Consider the following 18,499-nt stretch of genomic DNA (forward strand, 5'->3'; position numbering starts at 1 on the left):
CCCTTCTAGACTATAATACACTAAAATATCTTGCCTCAGGGTGAGAAAATACCATAGCCGTTACGGACGCTTCTGGCTCCATCATGAATCCTTCTGTTAATGAAATACCTATTTCCTCTGGATGAATTAAGCGAAATAGCTTTTCTTGATCTGCAAGTTCTGGACACGCCGGATAACCAAATGACACTCGTATTCCTCTATATTTCGTACGGAAACGTTCTTCCATCGTCAGTTCAGGTGAGTCCGGAATGCCCCAGCGGTCACGAATGAGCATATGTGTTTTTTCAGCAAGTCCTTCCGCTAATTCAAGCGCTAACGATTGAATGGCATGACTACGTAGGTAATCACCTTTCGCCTTCCACTCTTCAGCAATGTCCCGAACTCCTTCCCCAACCGTAACAGATAAGAAAGCAACATAGTCCATCTCATCTCCTATTGGGCGCAAATAATCACCTAAAGTACGATAGGGAGCCTTTCCTTGTCTAGGGAATGTGAAACGCTCTATAACACGCGTATGATCTTCTGGATCATATATTACAATGTTTTGTCCGTCGCTTTGCGCTGGGAAAAATTGATACACTGCTTTCGGCTTTAACCAAGATTGTCCTTCCTGCAATAATTCATCTATTAAATCATTTAATTCATGTGCTCTCTTATCTCCCTCTTTCAAAAGCTTCTTCACATTTCCTTTTAATCCAAGGTGATGCCCAAGTAGCATTTGTCTATTTAAAAATGGAGCGAGATGAAGGGCCGGAATATCGCGTAATACAATTCGTTTTGTTGAATCAGGCACGATAACTTCAGCCTTCGGTAATGGCTCAATTACTGCTGGAATTTCTACTTTCTTCTCCTCTTTTTTTACGATATGAAGATGACGTTCTTTTTTATCCTGTTTCATCTTCTCACGCTCTTCTTCTTTTTGAAGCTTATTAATAATATCGAGCCCCGTCATCGCATCACTCGCATAACAAACGAGTCCTTTATATGATGGTGAAATCCGATTATCTGTAAACTTTCTCGTTAACGCTGCACCACCTACAACAATGGGCACATCAATATTTGCCGCTTTTAAATCTTCAGCAGTCGTTACCATTTGTTGCGCTGATTTTACTAATAAACCTGAAAGGCCTATAATATCCGGTTTCTTTTCTTGTACTTCTTGAACAATTCGATCCGAACGTACATTAATTCCTAAATTAATAATCTCATATCCGTTATTTGCTAAAATAATTTCAACGAGATTTTTCCCAATATCATGCACGTCACCTTTTACAGTTGCTAATAATACTTTCCCTTTTTTCGCACTATCACTAGATTCCATATGTGGCTCTAAATAGCTTACAGCAGCTTTCATACTTTCGGCACTTTGCAATACTTCAGCAACAATAAGTTCATTATTATTAAATAGTCGTCCTACCTCATCCATCCCTTTCATAAGCGGACCGTTAATAATATCAAGAGGTTTTCTTCCTTCTTCAAGCGCAAGACTTAAATCCTCGTGTAATCCTTGTTTCGTACCTTCTACAATATAATTTGCTAGTCTTTCATCAAGCGTTAACGTTTCTTGCACAACGATATCTTTCTTTTTAGCAACTCGGTAAAAGTTTGTAAATTCTTCTAACGTCTCTTTCGTCGTTTCAAACAGTAGTGCATCTGCAAGGCGTTTTTCTTCCTCTGGAATCGACGCATAGCGTTCTAATTTTTCCGTATTCACAATCGCGTAATCTAACCCTGCTTTCGTAGCATGATATAAAAAGACTGAATTTAATACCTCACGTCCAGCCGGTGGTAAACCAAATGATATGTTACTTACCCCTAAAATCGTTAAACACTCTGGTAACGCTTCTTTAATAAGGCGAATTCCTTCTATAGTCGCTGCTGCTGAACCAATATATTCTTCATCACCTGTCCCTACCGGAAACACAAGTGCATCAAAAATAATATCTGACGGGCGTATCCCATACTTCTTTGTAAGTAATTCATAGCTTCTTTTCGCAATTTCTATCTTTCGCTCCGCACTAACCGCCATACCGTCTTCATCAATTGTTCCTACAACTATAGCAGCACCATACTTCTGAAGAAGCGGTGTCACTTTTTTAAATCGTTCTTCTCCATCTTCTAAATTAATTGAATTAATAACAGCTTTTCCTTGAATATAAGTAAGAGCTCGCTCCATCACATTTTCATCTGTTGAATCAATCATAATCGGTACTTTTAAAACTTTCGTAACTTCTGCTAAGAAGTTTTCCATATCTTCTATTTCATCGCGATCAGGATCTGCCATACAAATATCAATAATATGAGCATTTTTCTTCACTTGCGCTCTTGCCACTTCAGCAGCCTCTTCAAATTTCCCTTCTGCTACTAATCGTTTAAATTTACGTGACCCAATAACATTCGTTCTTTCACCTACAAATAACGGTCTCATAGACTCATCATATTGCAGTGCTTCTAATCCACTAATTCCATGTCCTTCTCTCTCATGATGGTCACGAGGCTTAAGAGATGCTAGCGCGGATTTCATTGCTTTTATATGTTCTGGTGTCGTGCCACAACAACCACCAATAATATTAACCCACCCTTCTTCAGCAAATCGCTTCACCTTTTCAGCAAGAGAAGATGGAGATTCATGGTAATGTCCATCTTCATCAGGAAGACCTGCATTTGGATAACAAGAAATGTAACACTCCGATAAATCAGATAGTGAACGAATATGGTCCCTCATAAACTCCGGACCAGTCGCACAGTTTAACCCAACAGATAATGGTTTCATATGTTCTACTGATAAATAAAAAGCTTCAATTGTTTGCCCAGCCAGAGTCGTTCCCATTGGCTCAATCGTACCTGAAATCATAATAGGAACCGTTTTTTTCAGTTCTTCAAAAGCAGCTTGAATTCCAATATAAGCTGCTTTCACGTTACGCATATCTTGACTCGTCTCAACGAGTAATACATCAACTTCTCCTTTTAATAATCCTCGTGCCTGCCTTGTATAAGCCTCAATCAATTCTTCAAAAGTCACACCACCAGTAACACTAATTGCTTTCGTTGTTGGTCCCATCGCTCCCGCAACATATACTTCATTCCCGCTTTCTTTAACAGCTTGCTTCGCCAAAAGTGCTGCCTTTTCATTTAGTTCTTCATCTAAATGAGACAGCTCATAATCACTTAGTACAATATTCGTTGCCCCAAATGTATTTGTTTCAATAATATCCGCTCCAGCTTCAATATAAGCTTTATGAATCTTTAAAATAACGTCTGGTCTTGTTTCCACTAAATATTCATTACAGCCCTCGTACTCTTCTCCTCCGAAATCTTCAGCAGTTAAATCCTCTTGCTGAATCATTGTCCCCATTGCACCATCTAATATTAAAATGCTATTTTTCAATTTTTCTTCTATACACTTCATCAATTAATACCTTCTTTCACTTCTTGCTTTTCTCTTACATATTTAACAAGATGTTCTGTAATTTCATACTTTAAAAATGGTGTAATAAGATAAATACCATTAAAATATTTCATCGCTGCGTCGACCAATTCTTGTGAAATGCGAATCCCTTCCTCAATTGCTGCCTCTTTCGTTTCATGTCCATCCATTCTCTCTCTTATTTCTTCAGGAAGAGTAATACCCGGCACCTCAAAATGAAGAAAATCTGCATTCCGCTTACTTACTAACGGCATAATTCCAATAAAAATAGGTTGTTCCAAATGCTTTGTCGCTTCATACACTTCTTCAATTAACTTGATATCGTAAATTGGCTGAGTTAAAAAATACTCCGCTCCAGCATCTATTTTTCGTTCCATTCGCTTAACCGCTGCTTTTAAGTGCCTCACGTGAGGATTAAATGCGCCGCCTACAGAAAACCTTGTCGCCGGTCCAATTGATTTCCCTAAAATTGAACGTCCATCGTTCATTTCTTTAATCATTTTAATAAGCTCAATAGAGGATAAATCATATACAGAAGTGGCACCGGGAAAATCACCAACGCGCGCTGGATCACCAGTTAAAGCTAACACTTCTTCCATCCCTAACGCCGATAAACCTAACAAATGAGATTGTAGTCCAATGACGTTATGATCTCTACACGTTAAATGCGTCAATACTGGGATATCATGCTTCGTTAATAACGCACCCATCGCCATATTAGAGACACGAGGCGATGCTAATGAATTATCTGCTAGAGTAATAGCATCTGCTCCCGCTCTTTTTAACGCTCTTGCTCCTTCAAAAAAACGCTGTGTATCTAACGTTTTCGGTGGATCTAATTCCACTACAACTGTCGTTTGTTTTTTTGCTTTCTCTGCTAGAGTGACGTGAGCCTTCGAACGTTTCTCATGCGTATGAACGACTTTTGGCCTTTGAATCGTTTCTTTTTCTATTACAGGGGTAATATTCGCAACAGCGCGCTTCATACTTTGAATATGTTCTGGAGTCGTACCACAACAGCCACCCAATAACCGAATACCTTGCTCAATAAATTTCGGTGTCATCACTTCAAAATAAGCTGGGCTTCCCTCATATACGTAACGTCCCTCTACATAATTCGGGAGACCTGCATTTGGGTATGCTGATAAATAGCCATTTTGCGGAATCGATATCATTTTGAAAGCTTCCGTCATATGAAGCGGCCCCAGTTGACAATTCAATCCAACAACATTTGCACCGTAATCTATAAACTGCTTTAATATTTCATTGACATCATTTCCATTTTGAGTCGTACCTGCTTCATGTAACGCTAATTGCGCAACAATCGGAATATTCGTTTGCTTACGCAACACTTTAACAGCATGAAGTAATTCAAATTCATCATAAAAAGTTTCTAATAGTAATCCATCAACCTGTTCTTCTAGTAAAGCCCCCGCCTGTTCAAGTAACATAAACTCCCTTTCCATATCAGTCGTTGTAACAGCTCCGATATGTTTCATACCACCAATTGTTCCTAAAATTGCATTTTTATCTGTCACAGATGCTTTCGCCAATTTCACTGCCGCTCTATTAATTTTTGTAACTTGATTTTCTAAACCATACATACGTAATTTCGCCTCATTTGCTCCATACGTATTCGTTTGAATTACATCTGCTCCAGCAGCTACATATTGTTTATGAATGGATATAATTAGATCTGGATCAGATACGTTCAATTCTTCAAAGCTACTTTGCAAACCATGTGAATGCAATAACGTTCCAACCGCACCATCACCTATTACAATTCCTTTTGATAATAAATCTAGTAATTTCACGAATCTCCCTCATTTCTATCAATATAAAAACCCCCTCTTCACTTTGAAGAGGGGGACATAATTGTTCCTCCTCTTATTATGCAAAACATTCGTTTTGCAGGTATTAGCACCGTTTCAAACATTTCGTTTGAAGGTTGCCGGGTTTCACAGGGCCTTTCCCTCCACCGCTCTCAATAAGAGTTGTCTTTATTATTTTATTTATGTAGCTAAAAGGAAATGCGTTCCCCTTTTAACAATGTTTGTTAATTTTTTAATAAATTTAGCATGCACAAAAGTAAAAGTCAATGACACTTGCGGAAAAATAAAAATTATTTAAAATAAAGTTGCAATTCAATTATCTTTTATTGTAAAGTTAAAAACATAATAAAAATTTCATACGAACATTCTTATCTAGAGAGGTAGAGGGACTGGCCCTGTGACGCCTCAGCAACCATTAACATTTTGTTAATAAGGTGCTAATTCCAGCAAATTGTGAAAGATTTGACAGATGAGAAGAAGACTCTATTCAAACCGAAAGCCTTCTTCTTAGAAGGCTTTTTTTATTTTATATTCACTTAATGTTTCAATTTAAAAAGGAGGAATTTTCACATGTCAACAATCGAAACAAAACTAGCACAAATCGGAAATCGTAGTGAAACTACAACTGGAACGGTTAATCCACCAGTTTATTTCTCAACCGCTTATCGCCACGAAGGAATTGGTAAATCTACTGGCTTTGACTATTCACGAACTGGCAATCCAACTCGCGGTCTTTTAGAACAGGCGATCGCAGACTTAGAATATGGCGAACAAGGTTATGCCTGTAGTTCAGGGATGGCGGCTGTTCTCCTCGTCCTTTCTCTATTCCGCTCTGGAGACGAACTTATTGTATCTGAAGATTTATACGGGGGAACGTATCGATTATTTTCTGAGCATGAAAAAAAGTGGAATGTTCGATGTAGATACGTAAATACACAGTCTATTAAACAAATTGAGCAAGCTATCACAACTGAAACGAAGGCTATTTTCATAGAAACTCCAACTAATCCATTAATGCAAGTTACTGATATTGCTGCTGTCGCAACTGTAGCGAAAAGGCACGGACTACTTCTTATTGTAGACAACACATTCTACACACCTTATATACAGCAACCATTAACAGAAGGTGCTGACATTGTACTTCATAGCGCAACGAAATATTTAGGGGGACATAACGATGTACTAAGCGGGCTTGTCGTTGCAAAAGGAAAGGAACTTTGCGAGGAAATCGCTCATTATCATAATGCATCAGGTGCAGTTTTAAGCCCATTTGACTCATGGTTATTAATTCGCGGTATGAAAACGTTAGCGCTTCGCATGAGACAACATGAAGAAAATGCGAAAGCAGTTGTTGCGTATTTAAATGATGAAGACGGGGTGACAGATGTATTTTATCCAGGAAGAGGCGGCATGATTTCATTCCGCCTTAAAGATGAAGCTTGGATTAATCCATTCTTACAATCTTTATCCTTAATTACATTTGCCGAAAGTCTTGGTGGTGTAGAAAGTTTAATGACTTATCCAGCAACGCAAACACATGCTGATATTCCTGAAGAAATTAGAACAGCAAACGGCGTATGCAATTGTCTTCTTCGATTCTCAGTTGGCATTGAAAATAGTAACGATTTAATTCAAGACTTAAAGCAAGCCATTAAACTCGTAAAAGAAGGTGTAAGAATATGAGCTATTCTATAGATACACTCTTACTACACAACCAATATAAACATGACTCGCAAACAGGCGCTGTGAACGTTCCTATTTATAACACATCAACTTTTCACCAGTTTGATGTAGATACGTTCGGAAAATATGACTATAGCAGGTCAGGAAATCCAACTCGTGAAGCTCTTGAAGATATCATTGCTTTATTAGAAGGCGGAACAAAAGGATTCGCCTTTGCATCAGGCATTGCAGCGATTTCCACTGCATTCCTCCTTCTTTCACAAGGTGATCACGTACTCATTTCAGAAGATGTGTACGGAGGCACTTACCGAGTGATAACTGAGGTACTCTCCCGTTACGGTGTTTCACATACATTTGTTGATATGACCAATTTAGAAGAAATAAAACAAAACATGAAACCAAATACAAAGCTCTTTTATGTAGAAACACCTTCTAACCCACTTTTAAAAGTGACAGATATTCGCGAGGTTTCTAAACTCGCAAAATCTATTGGCGCTCTTACTTTTGTTGATAATACATTTTTGACACCACTATTCCAAAAACCACTTGAACTTGGAGCTGATGTCGTTCTTCATAGTGCTACAAAATTTATTGCTGGTCATAGTGATGTTACTGCCGGATTAGCAGTAGTAAAAGATGCAGAACTCGCTCAAAAGCTTGGATTTTTACAAAATGCATTCGGTGCTATTTTAGGACCTCAAGATTGTTCTCTCGTACTTCGCGGTCTAAAAACATTGCACGTACGCCTCGAGCATTCAGCTAAAAATGCCAATAAAATCGCACATTATTTACAAGAGCACGCTAAAGTACAAAATGTCTATTATCCGGGATTACAAACACATCTCGGATTTGATATTCAACAATCTCAAGCAACATCAGCTGGAGCGGTCTTATCGTTTACTTTGCAGTCAGAAGATGCACTCCGCCAATTTTTATCAAAAGTAAAATTACCTGTTTTTGCAGTTAGTTTAGGAGCTGTAGAGTCAATTCTTTCTTATCCAGCAAAAATGTCACATGCAGCACTGTCGCAAGAAGCTCGTGATGAAAGAGGAATCTCTAATTCATTACTTCGGTTATCAGTCGGTCTTGAAAATGTTAACGATTTAATATCCGATTTTGAAAATGCCCTTTCTTATGTAGAAGAACCTGTAAATGCATAGAGAAAAAGAAGATATGAGATTAGGTTTTCATATCTTCTTTTTCTGCGTTTTAGTTATATTCATTTGAATTTCTTCTTTTCTTATAGTCCATAAAAAAATAAAAGTATATCATCTATTTCTAAATAATGGATTAATTGATATATTAAGAAATAAAAAGGGGTGAAAATAATGGATATTTGTTCAGATATTTTAATCGTTATCGATTTACAAAATGGCGTATGTTATAGCGAGGAGCATTTATTTGATTTACAGAACTTACTAACAAAAGTAAATAAAAGAATTTATTCATACAGAAAATTAAATAAACCAATCCTTTTTGTTCAACATTGTGATGATGATTTAGTACCCGAGAAAGAACTTTGGGCTATTCATACCGATCTAGATGTTCAAGAACAAGATTTTTTTGTAAGAAAAACACATGCAAATTCATTTTATAAAACAAACTTAAAAGAAATTTTAGATCAATTATCTGTAAATTGCATTGAATTTTGTGGCGCCCAAACAGAGTACTGTATGGATGCTACGATTAAGTTTGCCCACGGACTAGGATACGAAAACTTTATGGTACAGAAAACAACCTCTACGTTGAATAATCCTTTTATGTCCGCAAAAGAGACAATTGATTTTTATGAGAACATATGGAATCACAGGTTTTTAACGTTGCTAAAAGATGAATTTTAGAATAAATGACTAATGACTTGATCATCCTAAGATTTATCAGCTGTAAGCAAATATTTCATTATCACCATAAAGAAGCGAATTACATTCAGCTTCTTTTCTTTTAACCTGTTTTATATTCTATATATATCATTATAATTCCTTTGTCATATTATTTTAAAAATTTCGTATATTCATTTGAAAGAATAAGAAAATCATGATAAAATTGTGTTACAAATATATCTATATCTTTCAATTTTTAAAACGCATCGAAATTTTCACCCAAAAATGTCATTTTACAAAAACATGCTAATTTACCTATTTTATTTACATCAGGGTCTCTTTTCTTACAATTTCTTTACTTTAGGACTTTTTTTCTGCAACAACTATTTTCTTTTCTTTAAATTTTTGGTATGTATAGTATGGTATAATAGCTCACACGGAGGTGGAAAAGAACATGTTAGAAACCTTTCAAAAAGAATTAGAACTATATGAAAGTAATGCAGAATTATTAAAAGTGCTAGCTCATCCTGTTCGTTTATGTATCGTAAAAGGATTAATCGAGCGCGGTCCAAGCAACGTTTCTACAATGTATACTGGCTTAAACATGCCACAATCTACAATTTCACAGCATTTAGCAAAATTAAAAAGCGCTAAAATCGTTTCTAGTGAAAGAAAAGGATTGGAAATTTATTACAAAGTAGAGAATGAAACAATCATTCAACTCGTTCGCGTATTATTAGGTTAGGGACTAATAATCGAAGAAAAAGAACGTATTCTATATTTTTCATCTCATATCTTTAATATAAATATATATCATGAGAGGAAATATATAATACTACATAAGTCGTATTAAAAAACAAGACACAGTATATACTGTGTCTTGTTTTTTATATTGTTACATACCGATCCAAATGTAAATGTTGCATATCTTTTGTATGTATAACAACATCAAATGCACTCCCTACTCCTCCATTCAAAATCATAGAACGAACTGCTCGATTTTGTTTTTGCGTTTCAGAAAAAGGATTCGTATCTTGATGGCTCGTAAGCTGTTCTAATATCCCTGCAGCTAACAAGAACTCAGATTGTTTCTTATGCCATACTGCACTCATTCCTTGCATACTAAACATCTCCTTTAGCTCGTCCCAATGAATATGAGTAGTAAGATCCATTTCACCTGGATGCGCTAGTGGGTTACGTATTAGCTTATGCTGATAATACCCTCGCAAACTTCCTTCACGGTGTGCTGGATGCATCCATTCTTCTTTTGTGTATCCATAATCAACTGTAATACATATACCTTTTTGAAACCATTTCGCAATTTCTTTTATATACTCCTCCATCACAATTGGTACTTCAAAACGTTGCCCTTCAGCAATATGAATATTATATTTCAATAAATAGCGACCAATTCTTTTATCTAACGGCCTACATACTTCTGAAAGGTTTCCTTCCTCTGTATATGTAATACGTACTTCATACAACATACCATTTCTTTTCTCAATTATTTCAACAGGAAATGCATCAAACAACTCATTCGAAAAAAGAATTCCCTCGAAAGAATCTCCCATTTCACTATAGGAGGTATAGTACGATACATTAGAAAATGAGCCAAGGTGCTCCTGCTGTAATTTTCTATGAAAAGGGCTCACTTCAATCATTGAATAGTTTAAATCAATAAAGGTTTTTGGAGATAATTGCTTCCATTCTTGTAAAACATCATAGGCAAACTTCCCTGTTCCTCCGCCAATTTCACAAATATTCGGAGCAACTTCACCATTTTCAACAAGACGAATAAAAAGTTTAGCAAAAGTTTTTGCAAACACAGAGGATACGTTGCTACTTGTAAAAAAATCCCCTTGTCTTCCAATCTTTTCACGTTCTTTCATATAATATCCATGACCTTCTGTATACAATACAAGGTTCATATACGTACTATATGAAATTGAATAATCCTTTTCTTTCCCCATCCATTCTCTTAAAATGAGCTCCATTCCCATAATGACTCCTTATTGTAAAAACGGATTATTTTCTTTTTCAAAGCCAATGCTTGTTTCTGGACCATGTCCACATAAAACCGCTGTTTCATCTGGTAATACAAATAATTTCTCTTCAATACTTCCAATTAATTCAGCGAAACTTCCACCAGGTAAATCTGTTCTTCCAATGCTCATTTGGAACAATACATCTCCTGAGAATACAGCATTCGCCTCTTTACTATAATAAGAAATACTTCCTGGAGAATGTCCTGGTGTCTCAAAAATTTCAAAATTAAATGATCCAATTGTTAATGTACCTTCTGCATCAATAATATGATCCGCTGGTTTTGCTGTAATACTGCGGTTCATCATAAAAATTTGAGAGCCGTTTACAGTTGCATCTCCTAACCAATCTGCTTCTTCTTTATGTACATACACAGGAATATGAAAAGTGTCTCTTACCGCATCAACAGCACCGATATGATCAAAGTGAGCATGTGTTAATAAAACAGCTAATGGTTTTAATTGTTCTTCTTGTAAATATGTAACGAGCTTTTCACCTTCATGACCAGGGTCAAAGATAATGCACTCTTTTTGATCGTTCATTAAAATATAAGCATTCGTTTGTAATGGGCCTAACGGCATTTGTATCCATTTCATATGAAAATCTCCTCCAGTTATTAAACTTACTTTTAATGATACAACATTTCTTTCTCTGAGGAAAAGAAAGGATGCTATCTCGACAATCATTTTTAAAACATGTACAATATAAAAGAGTAAATATTCCAAAAACTCATAATAAGAAATGGGTAGACAGAGGAGGATATTGTATGGGCCTTGTTATTATTTTTACACTTGTCACTCTGTTAGCTGTATTTGCTACGCTTAGAACACTTCGTGAAAAAAACTTTTTCGCGAGCGGCTTTGCAATTGCAACTGTACTCGTTTTCGGATGGTTTACGATCATGACTGTTCTATATAACGGGTATCCACCAGCAGCTTAATTCGTTTACACTTTATTCTTCATCATCGAGATTTCACACAAAAAGAGGAAGGGTTCCCCCTTCCTCTTTTCATATTTCACAACTTATATCATCTTCGCTTCGTATTTGTGCTTTTTTACAAGCCAAGCTCCTCCGATAACACCTGCATCATTACCAAGTGTTGCAATAGCTAACTTCGTGCTCTTTACAGCACGTGAGAAAGCGTATTGCTCGAAATAGCGTTGAATTGGTTCTAATAGCGCATCTCCAGCTTTAGACACGCCTCCACCAATAACAATTTTCTCTGGGTTCAATGTACTAGAAAGGTTCGCTACAGCTAATCCTAAATAAGAGGCTACTTTTTCTACTACTTCACCTGCTAATTCATCACCTTGTCCAAGTGCTTCAAAGACATCTTTTGATGTAATACGTCCTTCTTCAGCTAACATAGAACGCAACATGCTCTCTTTATTAGTCTCTTGTATTTTTTGCATAGCAACACGTACAATACCTGTCGCAGATGCTACTGTTTCTAAGCAACCAGACTTCCCGCAATTACATGGGAAAGCATTTTCTGTAACGACTGTAATATGTCCAATCTCACCAGCAGCACCACTCACGCCGTGTACAATCTCACCATTGGCGATTACACCACCACCAACGCCCGTACCAAGTGTCATACAGATTAAATCTTTTGCACCTTCACCAGCACCTTTCCACATTTCACCAAGCGCTGCTAAGTTTGCATCATTATCAATAACAACAGGTAATCCTGTTTCTACTTCTAATAAGTCTTTTAGCGGATAGTTTTTCCATCCTAAATTAACCGCTTCATAAATCATTCCAGACGCCACATGTACAGGACCAGGAGCTCCCATACCAATACCAATTAACTTGCTCTTCAATTCGCCTAATTCTTCTAGCTTTTTATCAATTGCTTTCGCAACATCAAGTGTAATATGTTTTCCTTGCTCACCTGTATTCGTAGGGATTTCCCACTTATGTAAAATTTCACCGTATACATTAATAAATGCTAATTTAATCGTTGTACCACCAAGGTCAACACCAACTAACCATTTCTCTTCCATGTTGCTTACCTACCTTTATCTAATTCTTATTTAGCTCTTTTTGAATTTCTTGCTTCAATAAAAATAAAGCTGTTTGATAGTCTTGTGGATCGATTAGCTGTGATTGATTTAATTCACGCAATTCATCTTGCATTAATTGTAAATCTGCAATTCGATCTCCCGTATAAATAATCGTACCAAATTTCTTTAGCAATTGCTGAATATCATAAATAGATACCATTTCATCACCCTCTATGCTCACTTACTATAAAAAATTATAATAAGAAAACGTTCACATATTTTATTATAATCAAGAAGAAAAAGTCTCGTCAATTTTTATTTGTCTATACAAGCTTATTTGTAAGCATTGTTCCTTTTTCTGTAATAATTTTTTCTATGTTTTTATCAAATGGCTCTACCGGAATGTGTTTTACCATTTGAAAATCATACGCTAATGATAGCGTTTTCCCTTTATAATGCACGAGATAACGATCATAATAGCCACCGCCGTACCCAATTCGCTCTCCTCGTTCTGTATAAGCTACGCCTGGGACAATTTGAAGATCAATTTCATCCATATTCACTTCTTCCGTAAGCCCGGGAATCGGTTCACGTAAATTCATATACACCGTTTCTAATTGATCAAAATTATTAATTTGCCGGAAGGACATCGTTCTTGTTCCTTTATTACACTTAGGAACTACAACTTTCTTTCCTTCTTCCCAAGCTTTTTCGATAATAGGATATGTATTCACTTCATTTTCCATTGAAAGAGTAATTCCAATTGTTTTAGCTTCAACCCACTCTTTTTGCGCATACAACGAAAATGCAATCTGTTCTGATAAAGTTGTATACTGTTCTTCTGATAAAGAATTCATGTGTTCTATTATTTGTTTACGCAAACGTACTTTCTCTGCTTTCACACATTCTCCCCCTTACAGTGACACTTTACTCTATGCTGATAGTGTATCACTTTTAACATAGGAATCGAATAAAAAAAGAAACAGTAGGAAAATATTCCTACTGCTTACTTTGTTTCACGGTGTAACGTAGACTTCTTGTCACGCTTGCAATACTTTTTAAGCTCGATACGCTCAGCGTTGTTACGTTTATTTTTCTTTGAGATATAGTTACGATCTCCGCATTCTGTACATGCTAGAGTAATATTCACACGCATTCTTATTTCCCTCCAGTACTAATAACTTAAATCAGACTATACTATAATACCACTTTTAAAATAAAAATTCTACACCTTTTGATATTGTCTAATTTTTTCTATAAGATTTTTCATATTTTCCCTTGCTATTACTGGGTTTCTAGCATGTGAATACACCAAAAATTTTGGTTGTTTTATGTCAGAAACGATATAAGACCACTCTTTTTCAGTATATTTGAACTGCACTCCTTCAAATATCCCTTCTCCCTTCCTTTCTATATCATCCAATAATTTCCTCATAATTTCCCCTTTTTCATTCCATGAACATACCACTTCATCATAAAGTAAATAGAGCGGAGGTGATTGCTCTACTATGCTGAGAAACGTTTTTCCTTGCAATGCTATTAGCTCGAATAATTTTCCAATCCGATATAAAATATCTCGCTTCCACCTCACTTGAAACGACTTTCTTTCATCCTGCGTATAAAATAGAAGATAACATTCTCCTAACTTCAAAGACATTGGGTAAATATTTCCTGTCGATTCGAGCAAGAAATCTGGAATATCTACCTCTTCCAAATCTGTACCTTGGTAAATATTACTATGTTTATCGTATAACTCGAAATGATTTCCTTTCTCCGAAAACATAAGAGCCATATTCGCTTTACTTGATTTCATCAAAGCTTTCACATGATCTTTTTGTTCGCTTGCATAAATCCATGTAACTGTACAACCAAGTCTTTGCAGAAAGAGCATAAGTAAATGTTGCAACGTATCATTTCTCTTATTAATAAGAAGATGAAACTTCTGCATCTGTATTTTCTCGATATCAATATGCTCCAATATAACTTCTATATACTCATTCATAGAAACATGAACGAGCTTATTACGCCCCATTTCTTTCTCCTGCACGTAATAAAACAATTCGGACATATATATTTGTTCTATCTCTTTTTGCTGCTTATACGTTAACGGCATGCCAGCTTGACCGTATAACTTTATAACAATCTCATTCTCATTCTCCACTTGAATGAAAACACCACCTGCACATTGCAAATGATGAACACTATATTGAAAAAGTGACTCGTTCATTTCTTTACATTCCATCGTATGAATCCCTATACCATGAATAGCATGTAAAAATAAATTTTTATAAGAGGTTGTTTCTATATTTTCTTGACTTCCAATTAATATACTTTCTCCTTTTTCAAAAAGAGAACCATACGCCATCGCAATCTTCACGATAAACTGGGGAGTAATTTCAACATTCCCTCTTCCTACAATGCGGCTTTTTTGTAACCACCCTGCACTCATTTCACTCTCTTGAATACCAGCCGCTCCTACTATCGAATGACTATCAATCGCCTTATAAGGCCATAGTTTTCCTTTTTGCTTAATTACCGTACTTCTCCCGATATGACAGTGATCCGCTACAACACTTTTTTGAAACAGTGTAACATCATCTTCAACTATTGTACGCTCTCCTATTGTCGTTTCTAATAGTTCACAATACTTCCCAATGTGGGCATTCGCAAAAACAATACTTTTTTGAAGATGAGAATAACTTGAAACAATACTATTTTTCCCAATAATAGAATATGGCTCAATTACAGCTCCTGTACCAATCTTTGCTCCTTCTCCAATAAAAGAGGGGCCATGAATTTTCGTCCCTTTACCAATCGTCACCCCTTCCCCCATCCATACCATAGGTAATACTTCTGTATAAGGAATAGGTACTTGTAACTTTTTCGTTAACAAATCAAATTGTGCTTGTCGATATTGATTAAATGTGCCGATATCTAACCAATAACCTTCTGACAAATATGCGAATAACACATTTTTGTTTGCCAATAATGGAAACACATCATGACTGAAATCAAAAAATTGCCTAGGCGGTATGTAAGAAAAGATTTCTGGCTCCATAATATATATGCCTGTATTCACAACATTAGATACTACCTCATTCCAGCCCGGCTTTTCTATATATCGTGTAACCTCCTGGTTTTTATTCATTACAACCAATCCAAATGAGAGTGGATTTTCTACTTCTTTCACAAACATTGTTACCATTCTTTTCTTTTGTTCATGAAACCTAATTCCTTCTGATAATTGAAAGTCAGTTAATGCATCCCCGCTTATCACAACAAATGTTTCATCTAAAAATTGTTCTGCTTGTTTAATACTCCCTGCTGTGCCAAGCGGAGGAGAGTCTTCAAAATAATACAAGTTAACTCCCCATTTACTACCGTCACCAAAATATTGCTTAATGGTCGTACTCATATATTGAACAGTAATTGCAATTTCACGAATACCATGCTGACGTAATAACTCAATATTATATTCTAAAACTGGTTTTTCTAATAATGGTAACATCGGCTTTGGAGTATTACATGTTAATGGTCTAAGGCGTCTTCCTTTTCCTCCAGCTAAAATAACCCCCTTCATATACTTCAGCCTCCACTTATATAATGTTCAGTAACTCCATATACCATATGTATATTCCCTATCCCACATGAACTAGCAGCATAAACTTGATTAGTTAAACAAATCCTCATTTAGAAGACCATATAATTAAATTTCTCACCTATAAAAACGTACGTTTCAAACAACAAGAAAGCGCTTACTGTAAATTGGTAAATAATACTTATTAACGACAAACATATATACTAATTTTTCCATTACATTATGATACATCTTATCATCATAAACTAAAGGAAACAACGAGCTTTTTTTGTCATGTTTTGACTAAAAAAAGCAGGTGATTTCTCATCACCTGCTTTTATTCCTACTCATTCAATAAATAATGCTTTCCTTTTACTAAATAAAAGACATTTTCAGCAATATTTGTAATATGATCTGCTACACGCTCAATATATCTCGCGACAAATGATAATTGTGTAATTTGCGTAATTGCTTCTGGTTGTTCCGGAACCGACGATATAAACTCACGAATTGCTTTTCCATATATTTCATCAACGGAATCATCCATTTCAGCAATTTGTTTCGCAAAAGTTAAATTTTCTTGTTCATATGCTTCTAACGCTAAATGTAACATCTCATTTGCAACCGCAAACATTTCATCCAGGTTGTGCAAACTAACAGCCACTTCTTTTTCCCCAAGACGAATTGTAGCCTTTGCAATATTAACAGCATGATCTGCAATACGCTCTAAATCTGTCGCTGTTTTAATTGAAATAAAAATCCTTCTTAAGTCACTTGCTACAGGTTGCTGCTTCGTAATGAGCATAAGCGCAAGATCGTTTATTTCCTCTTCTAAATTATCCATGCGGTAATCACCATCAATGACCTCTAACGCTTTCTCTACATCCCTTGTATGCAGACCTTCCATAGCCATCAATAAAGCCGCATTTGCTAATTCTCCAAGCTCGATCACCTTTTGCTGTAACGCTTTTAAATCACCTTGAAACTGTTCTCTTACCATTTTTCTTCCCCCTCAATATTATGTGCCATTATATAAAAGTGAAACTTTAATCAACCCTCATCAATCGGGATTTGATAGGCAGCAAGATCCCCTCCCTAACTTCTTTGCTTTCGCTAAATTTTAAGGTGGGGGTCTTACTGCCCGCAAATAGCGGGGTAAATCTCCTACATAGCCTCTTGCGCTTGTAATAAACCTTAAGATAAGGAGAAGTATTACTTCTCTATTAACAGTAAGATAAAATAAGAAATGCCCTCTGTTAAGAGGGCATTTGCTCTTAGCTTTGAAACGATATCAACCAAAGCGACCTGTAATATAATCTTCTGTACGCTTATCTGAAGGAGTCGTAAATAATTTGTTTGTATCTGTATACTCCACAACTTCCCCGCTTAAGAAGAAAGCTGTTTTGTCTGAAATACGCGCTGCTTGTTGCATATTATGCGTTACGATAACAATACTAAAATCTTTCTTTAGCTCTTGAATTAATTCTTCTACTTTTAATGTTGAAATTGGGTCTAATGCCGATGTTGGCTCATCCATTAAAATAACGTCTGGCTCAATAGCTAAGCAGCGTGCGATGCATAGACGCTGTTGCTGTCCACCAGATAAACCGTATGCATTATCGTGCAAACGATCTTTTAACTCATCCCAAATCGCTGCTCCACGTAAACTTTTTTCAACAATTTCATCTAATGTCTTTTTGTCACGAATACCATGGATTTTTGGACCGTATGCTACATTCTCATAAATAGATTTTGGAAATGGATTTGGCTTTTGGAACACCATTCCTACATGCGTTCTTAATTCTTCAACTGGATATGATTTATCAAATATATTGCGTTCTCTATATTCAATTACACCTGTAGTTCGAACAATCGGTACTAATTCTACCATGCGATTTAATGTTTTTAAGTAAGTTGATTTACCACAGCCACTTGGACCGATAATGGCTGTAACTTCATTCTCATGAATACTTAAATTAATATCTTTTAAAGCATGGTCTTCCCCATACCATAAATTTAAGTTTTTCGTATCAAATACTACCTTCTTTGGCGCAGTCTCGATTTTCTCTTCGTTTTTCACCTGTACATTTACTACTGTTGCTACCATTTG

General features: G+C 36.0%; 16 protein-coding genes and 2 riboswitches. Of the genes, 5 read left to right on the forward strand and 11 right to left on the reverse strand.

Annotation, left to right across the window (positions count from 1 at the left end):
• Positions 1-10: 10 nt before the first annotated feature.
• Positions 11-3,409: a methionine synthase gene (gene metH, locus D1166_RS10880; protein WP_097856094.1), complete on the reverse strand. Its 3,399-nt coding sequence runs from the start codon at positions 3,407-3,409 to the stop codon at positions 11-13.
• Positions 3,409-5,241 (reverse strand): bifunctional homocysteine S-methyltransferase/methylenetetrahydrofolate reductase, encoded by a 1,833-nt coding sequence (locus D1166_RS10885; protein WP_097856093.1) that lies wholly within the window; start codon positions 5,239-5,241, stop codon positions 3,409-3,411. Before D1166_RS10885 ends, metH begins: the two co-directional genes overlap by 1 nt.
• Positions 5,242-5,311: 70 nt before the next feature.
• A riboswitch (SAM riboswitch) is annotated at positions 5,312-5,421 on the reverse strand.
• 203 nt (positions 5,422-5,624) lie between these two features.
• Positions 5,625-5,735: riboswitch (SAM riboswitch) on the forward strand.
• Positions 5,736-5,829: 94 nt separating this feature from the next.
• Here D1166_RS10885 and metI point away from each other — a divergent pair.
• The 4 genes from metI (at position 5,830) to D1166_RS10905 (ending at position 9,507) form a co-directional block, all read left to right on the forward strand.
• Entirely contained in the window at positions 5,830-6,942 is a 1,113-nt protein-coding gene (metI, locus tag D1166_RS10890; RefSeq protein WP_000103888.1) for a cystathionine gamma-synthase/O-acetylhomoserine thiolyase, read from the forward strand.
• Positions 6,939-8,102: a cystathionine beta-lyase gene (metC, locus tag D1166_RS10895; RefSeq protein ID WP_000122301.1), complete on the forward strand. Its 1,164-nt coding sequence runs from the start codon at positions 6,939-6,941 to the stop codon at positions 8,100-8,102. Before metI ends, metC begins: the two co-directional genes overlap by 4 nt.
• Before the next feature lie 168 nt (positions 8,103-8,270).
• On the forward strand, positions 8,271-8,783 hold the full coding sequence (locus tag D1166_RS10900) for a cysteine hydrolase family protein (protein WP_000350341.1): 513 nt from the start codon (positions 8,271-8,273) through the stop codon (positions 8,781-8,783).
• A gap of 433 nt (positions 8,784-9,216) precedes the next feature.
• Entirely contained in the window at positions 9,217-9,507 is a 291-nt protein-coding gene (locus D1166_RS10905) for an ArsR/SmtB family transcription factor (protein ID WP_000894377.1), read from the forward strand.
• A 142-nt stretch (positions 9,508-9,649) separates the two neighbouring features.
• Here the strand turns inward: D1166_RS10905 and D1166_RS10910 are convergent, their stop codons facing one another.
• Positions 9,650-10,762 (reverse strand): class I SAM-dependent methyltransferase, encoded by a 1,113-nt coding sequence (locus D1166_RS10910; protein WP_058840117.1) that lies wholly within the window; start codon positions 10,760-10,762, stop codon positions 9,650-9,652.
• Positions 10,763-10,771: 9 nt separating this feature from the next.
• Complete coding sequence (locus D1166_RS10915; protein WP_000871233.1) at positions 10,772-11,401, reverse strand: MBL fold metallo-hydrolase; 630 nt, start codon at positions 11,399-11,401, stop codon at positions 10,772-10,774.
• Between the two features lie 170 nt (positions 11,402-11,571).
• On the opposite strand from D1166_RS10915, the gene D1166_RS10920 reads away from it, so the two are divergent.
• Positions 11,572-11,745 carry a DUF2759 domain-containing protein gene (locus D1166_RS10920; RefSeq protein ID WP_000524852.1) on the forward strand — a complete coding sequence of 58 codons (174 nt, stop codon included), beginning with the start codon at positions 11,572-11,574 and terminating at the stop codon, positions 11,743-11,745.
• An 83-nt stretch (positions 11,746-11,828) separates the two neighbouring features.
• Here D1166_RS10920 and glcK read toward each other — a convergent pair whose 3' ends face one another.
• The 7 genes from glcK to pstB all read right to left on the reverse strand — a co-directional run bounded on the left by glcK (position 11,829) and on the right by pstB (position 18,496).
• On the reverse strand, positions 11,829-12,812 hold the full coding sequence (glcK, locus tag D1166_RS10925; protein WP_000391701.1) for a glucokinase: 984 nt from the start codon (positions 12,810-12,812) through the stop codon (positions 11,829-11,831).
• A gap of 19 nt (positions 12,813-12,831) precedes the next feature.
• A complete protein-coding gene (locus tag D1166_RS10930) occupies positions 12,832-13,032 on the reverse strand; it encodes a YqgQ family protein (protein WP_000253699.1) in 201 nt (66 codons plus the stop codon).
• A gap of 103 nt (positions 13,033-13,135) precedes the next feature.
• Positions 13,136-13,714 carry a 5-formyltetrahydrofolate cyclo-ligase gene (locus D1166_RS10935; protein ID WP_000642752.1) on the reverse strand — a complete coding sequence of 193 codons (579 nt, stop codon included), beginning with the start codon at positions 13,712-13,714 and terminating at the stop codon, positions 13,136-13,138.
• 104 nt (positions 13,715-13,818) lie between these two features.
• Entirely contained in the window at positions 13,819-13,968 is a 150-nt protein-coding gene (gene rpmG / locus D1166_RS10940; protein WP_001265616.1) for a 50S ribosomal protein L33, read from the reverse strand.
• A gap of 69 nt (positions 13,969-14,037) precedes the next feature.
• A complete protein-coding gene (locus D1166_RS10945) occupies positions 14,038-16,392 on the reverse strand; it encodes a sugar phosphate nucleotidyltransferase (protein WP_016111670.1) in 2,355 nt (784 codons plus the stop codon).
• Positions 16,393-16,732: 340 nt separating this feature from the next.
• A complete protein-coding gene (phoU, locus tag D1166_RS10950) occupies positions 16,733-17,389 on the reverse strand; it encodes a phosphate signaling complex protein PhoU (RefSeq protein ID WP_000251243.1) in 657 nt (218 codons plus the stop codon).
• A gap of 291 nt (positions 17,390-17,680) precedes the next feature.
• Positions 17,681-18,496 carry a phosphate ABC transporter ATP-binding protein gene (gene pstB / locus D1166_RS10955; protein WP_000226681.1) on the reverse strand — a complete coding sequence of 272 codons (816 nt, stop codon included), beginning with the start codon at positions 18,494-18,496 and terminating at the stop codon, positions 17,681-17,683.
• Positions 18,497-18,499 lie beyond the last annotated feature (3 nt).

Origin of the sequence: Bacillus sp. ISO11 (assembly GCF_003458115.1) — a bacterium.
Lineage (GTDB): Bacteria > Bacillota > Bacilli > Bacillales > Bacillaceae_G > Bacillus_A > Bacillus_A cereus.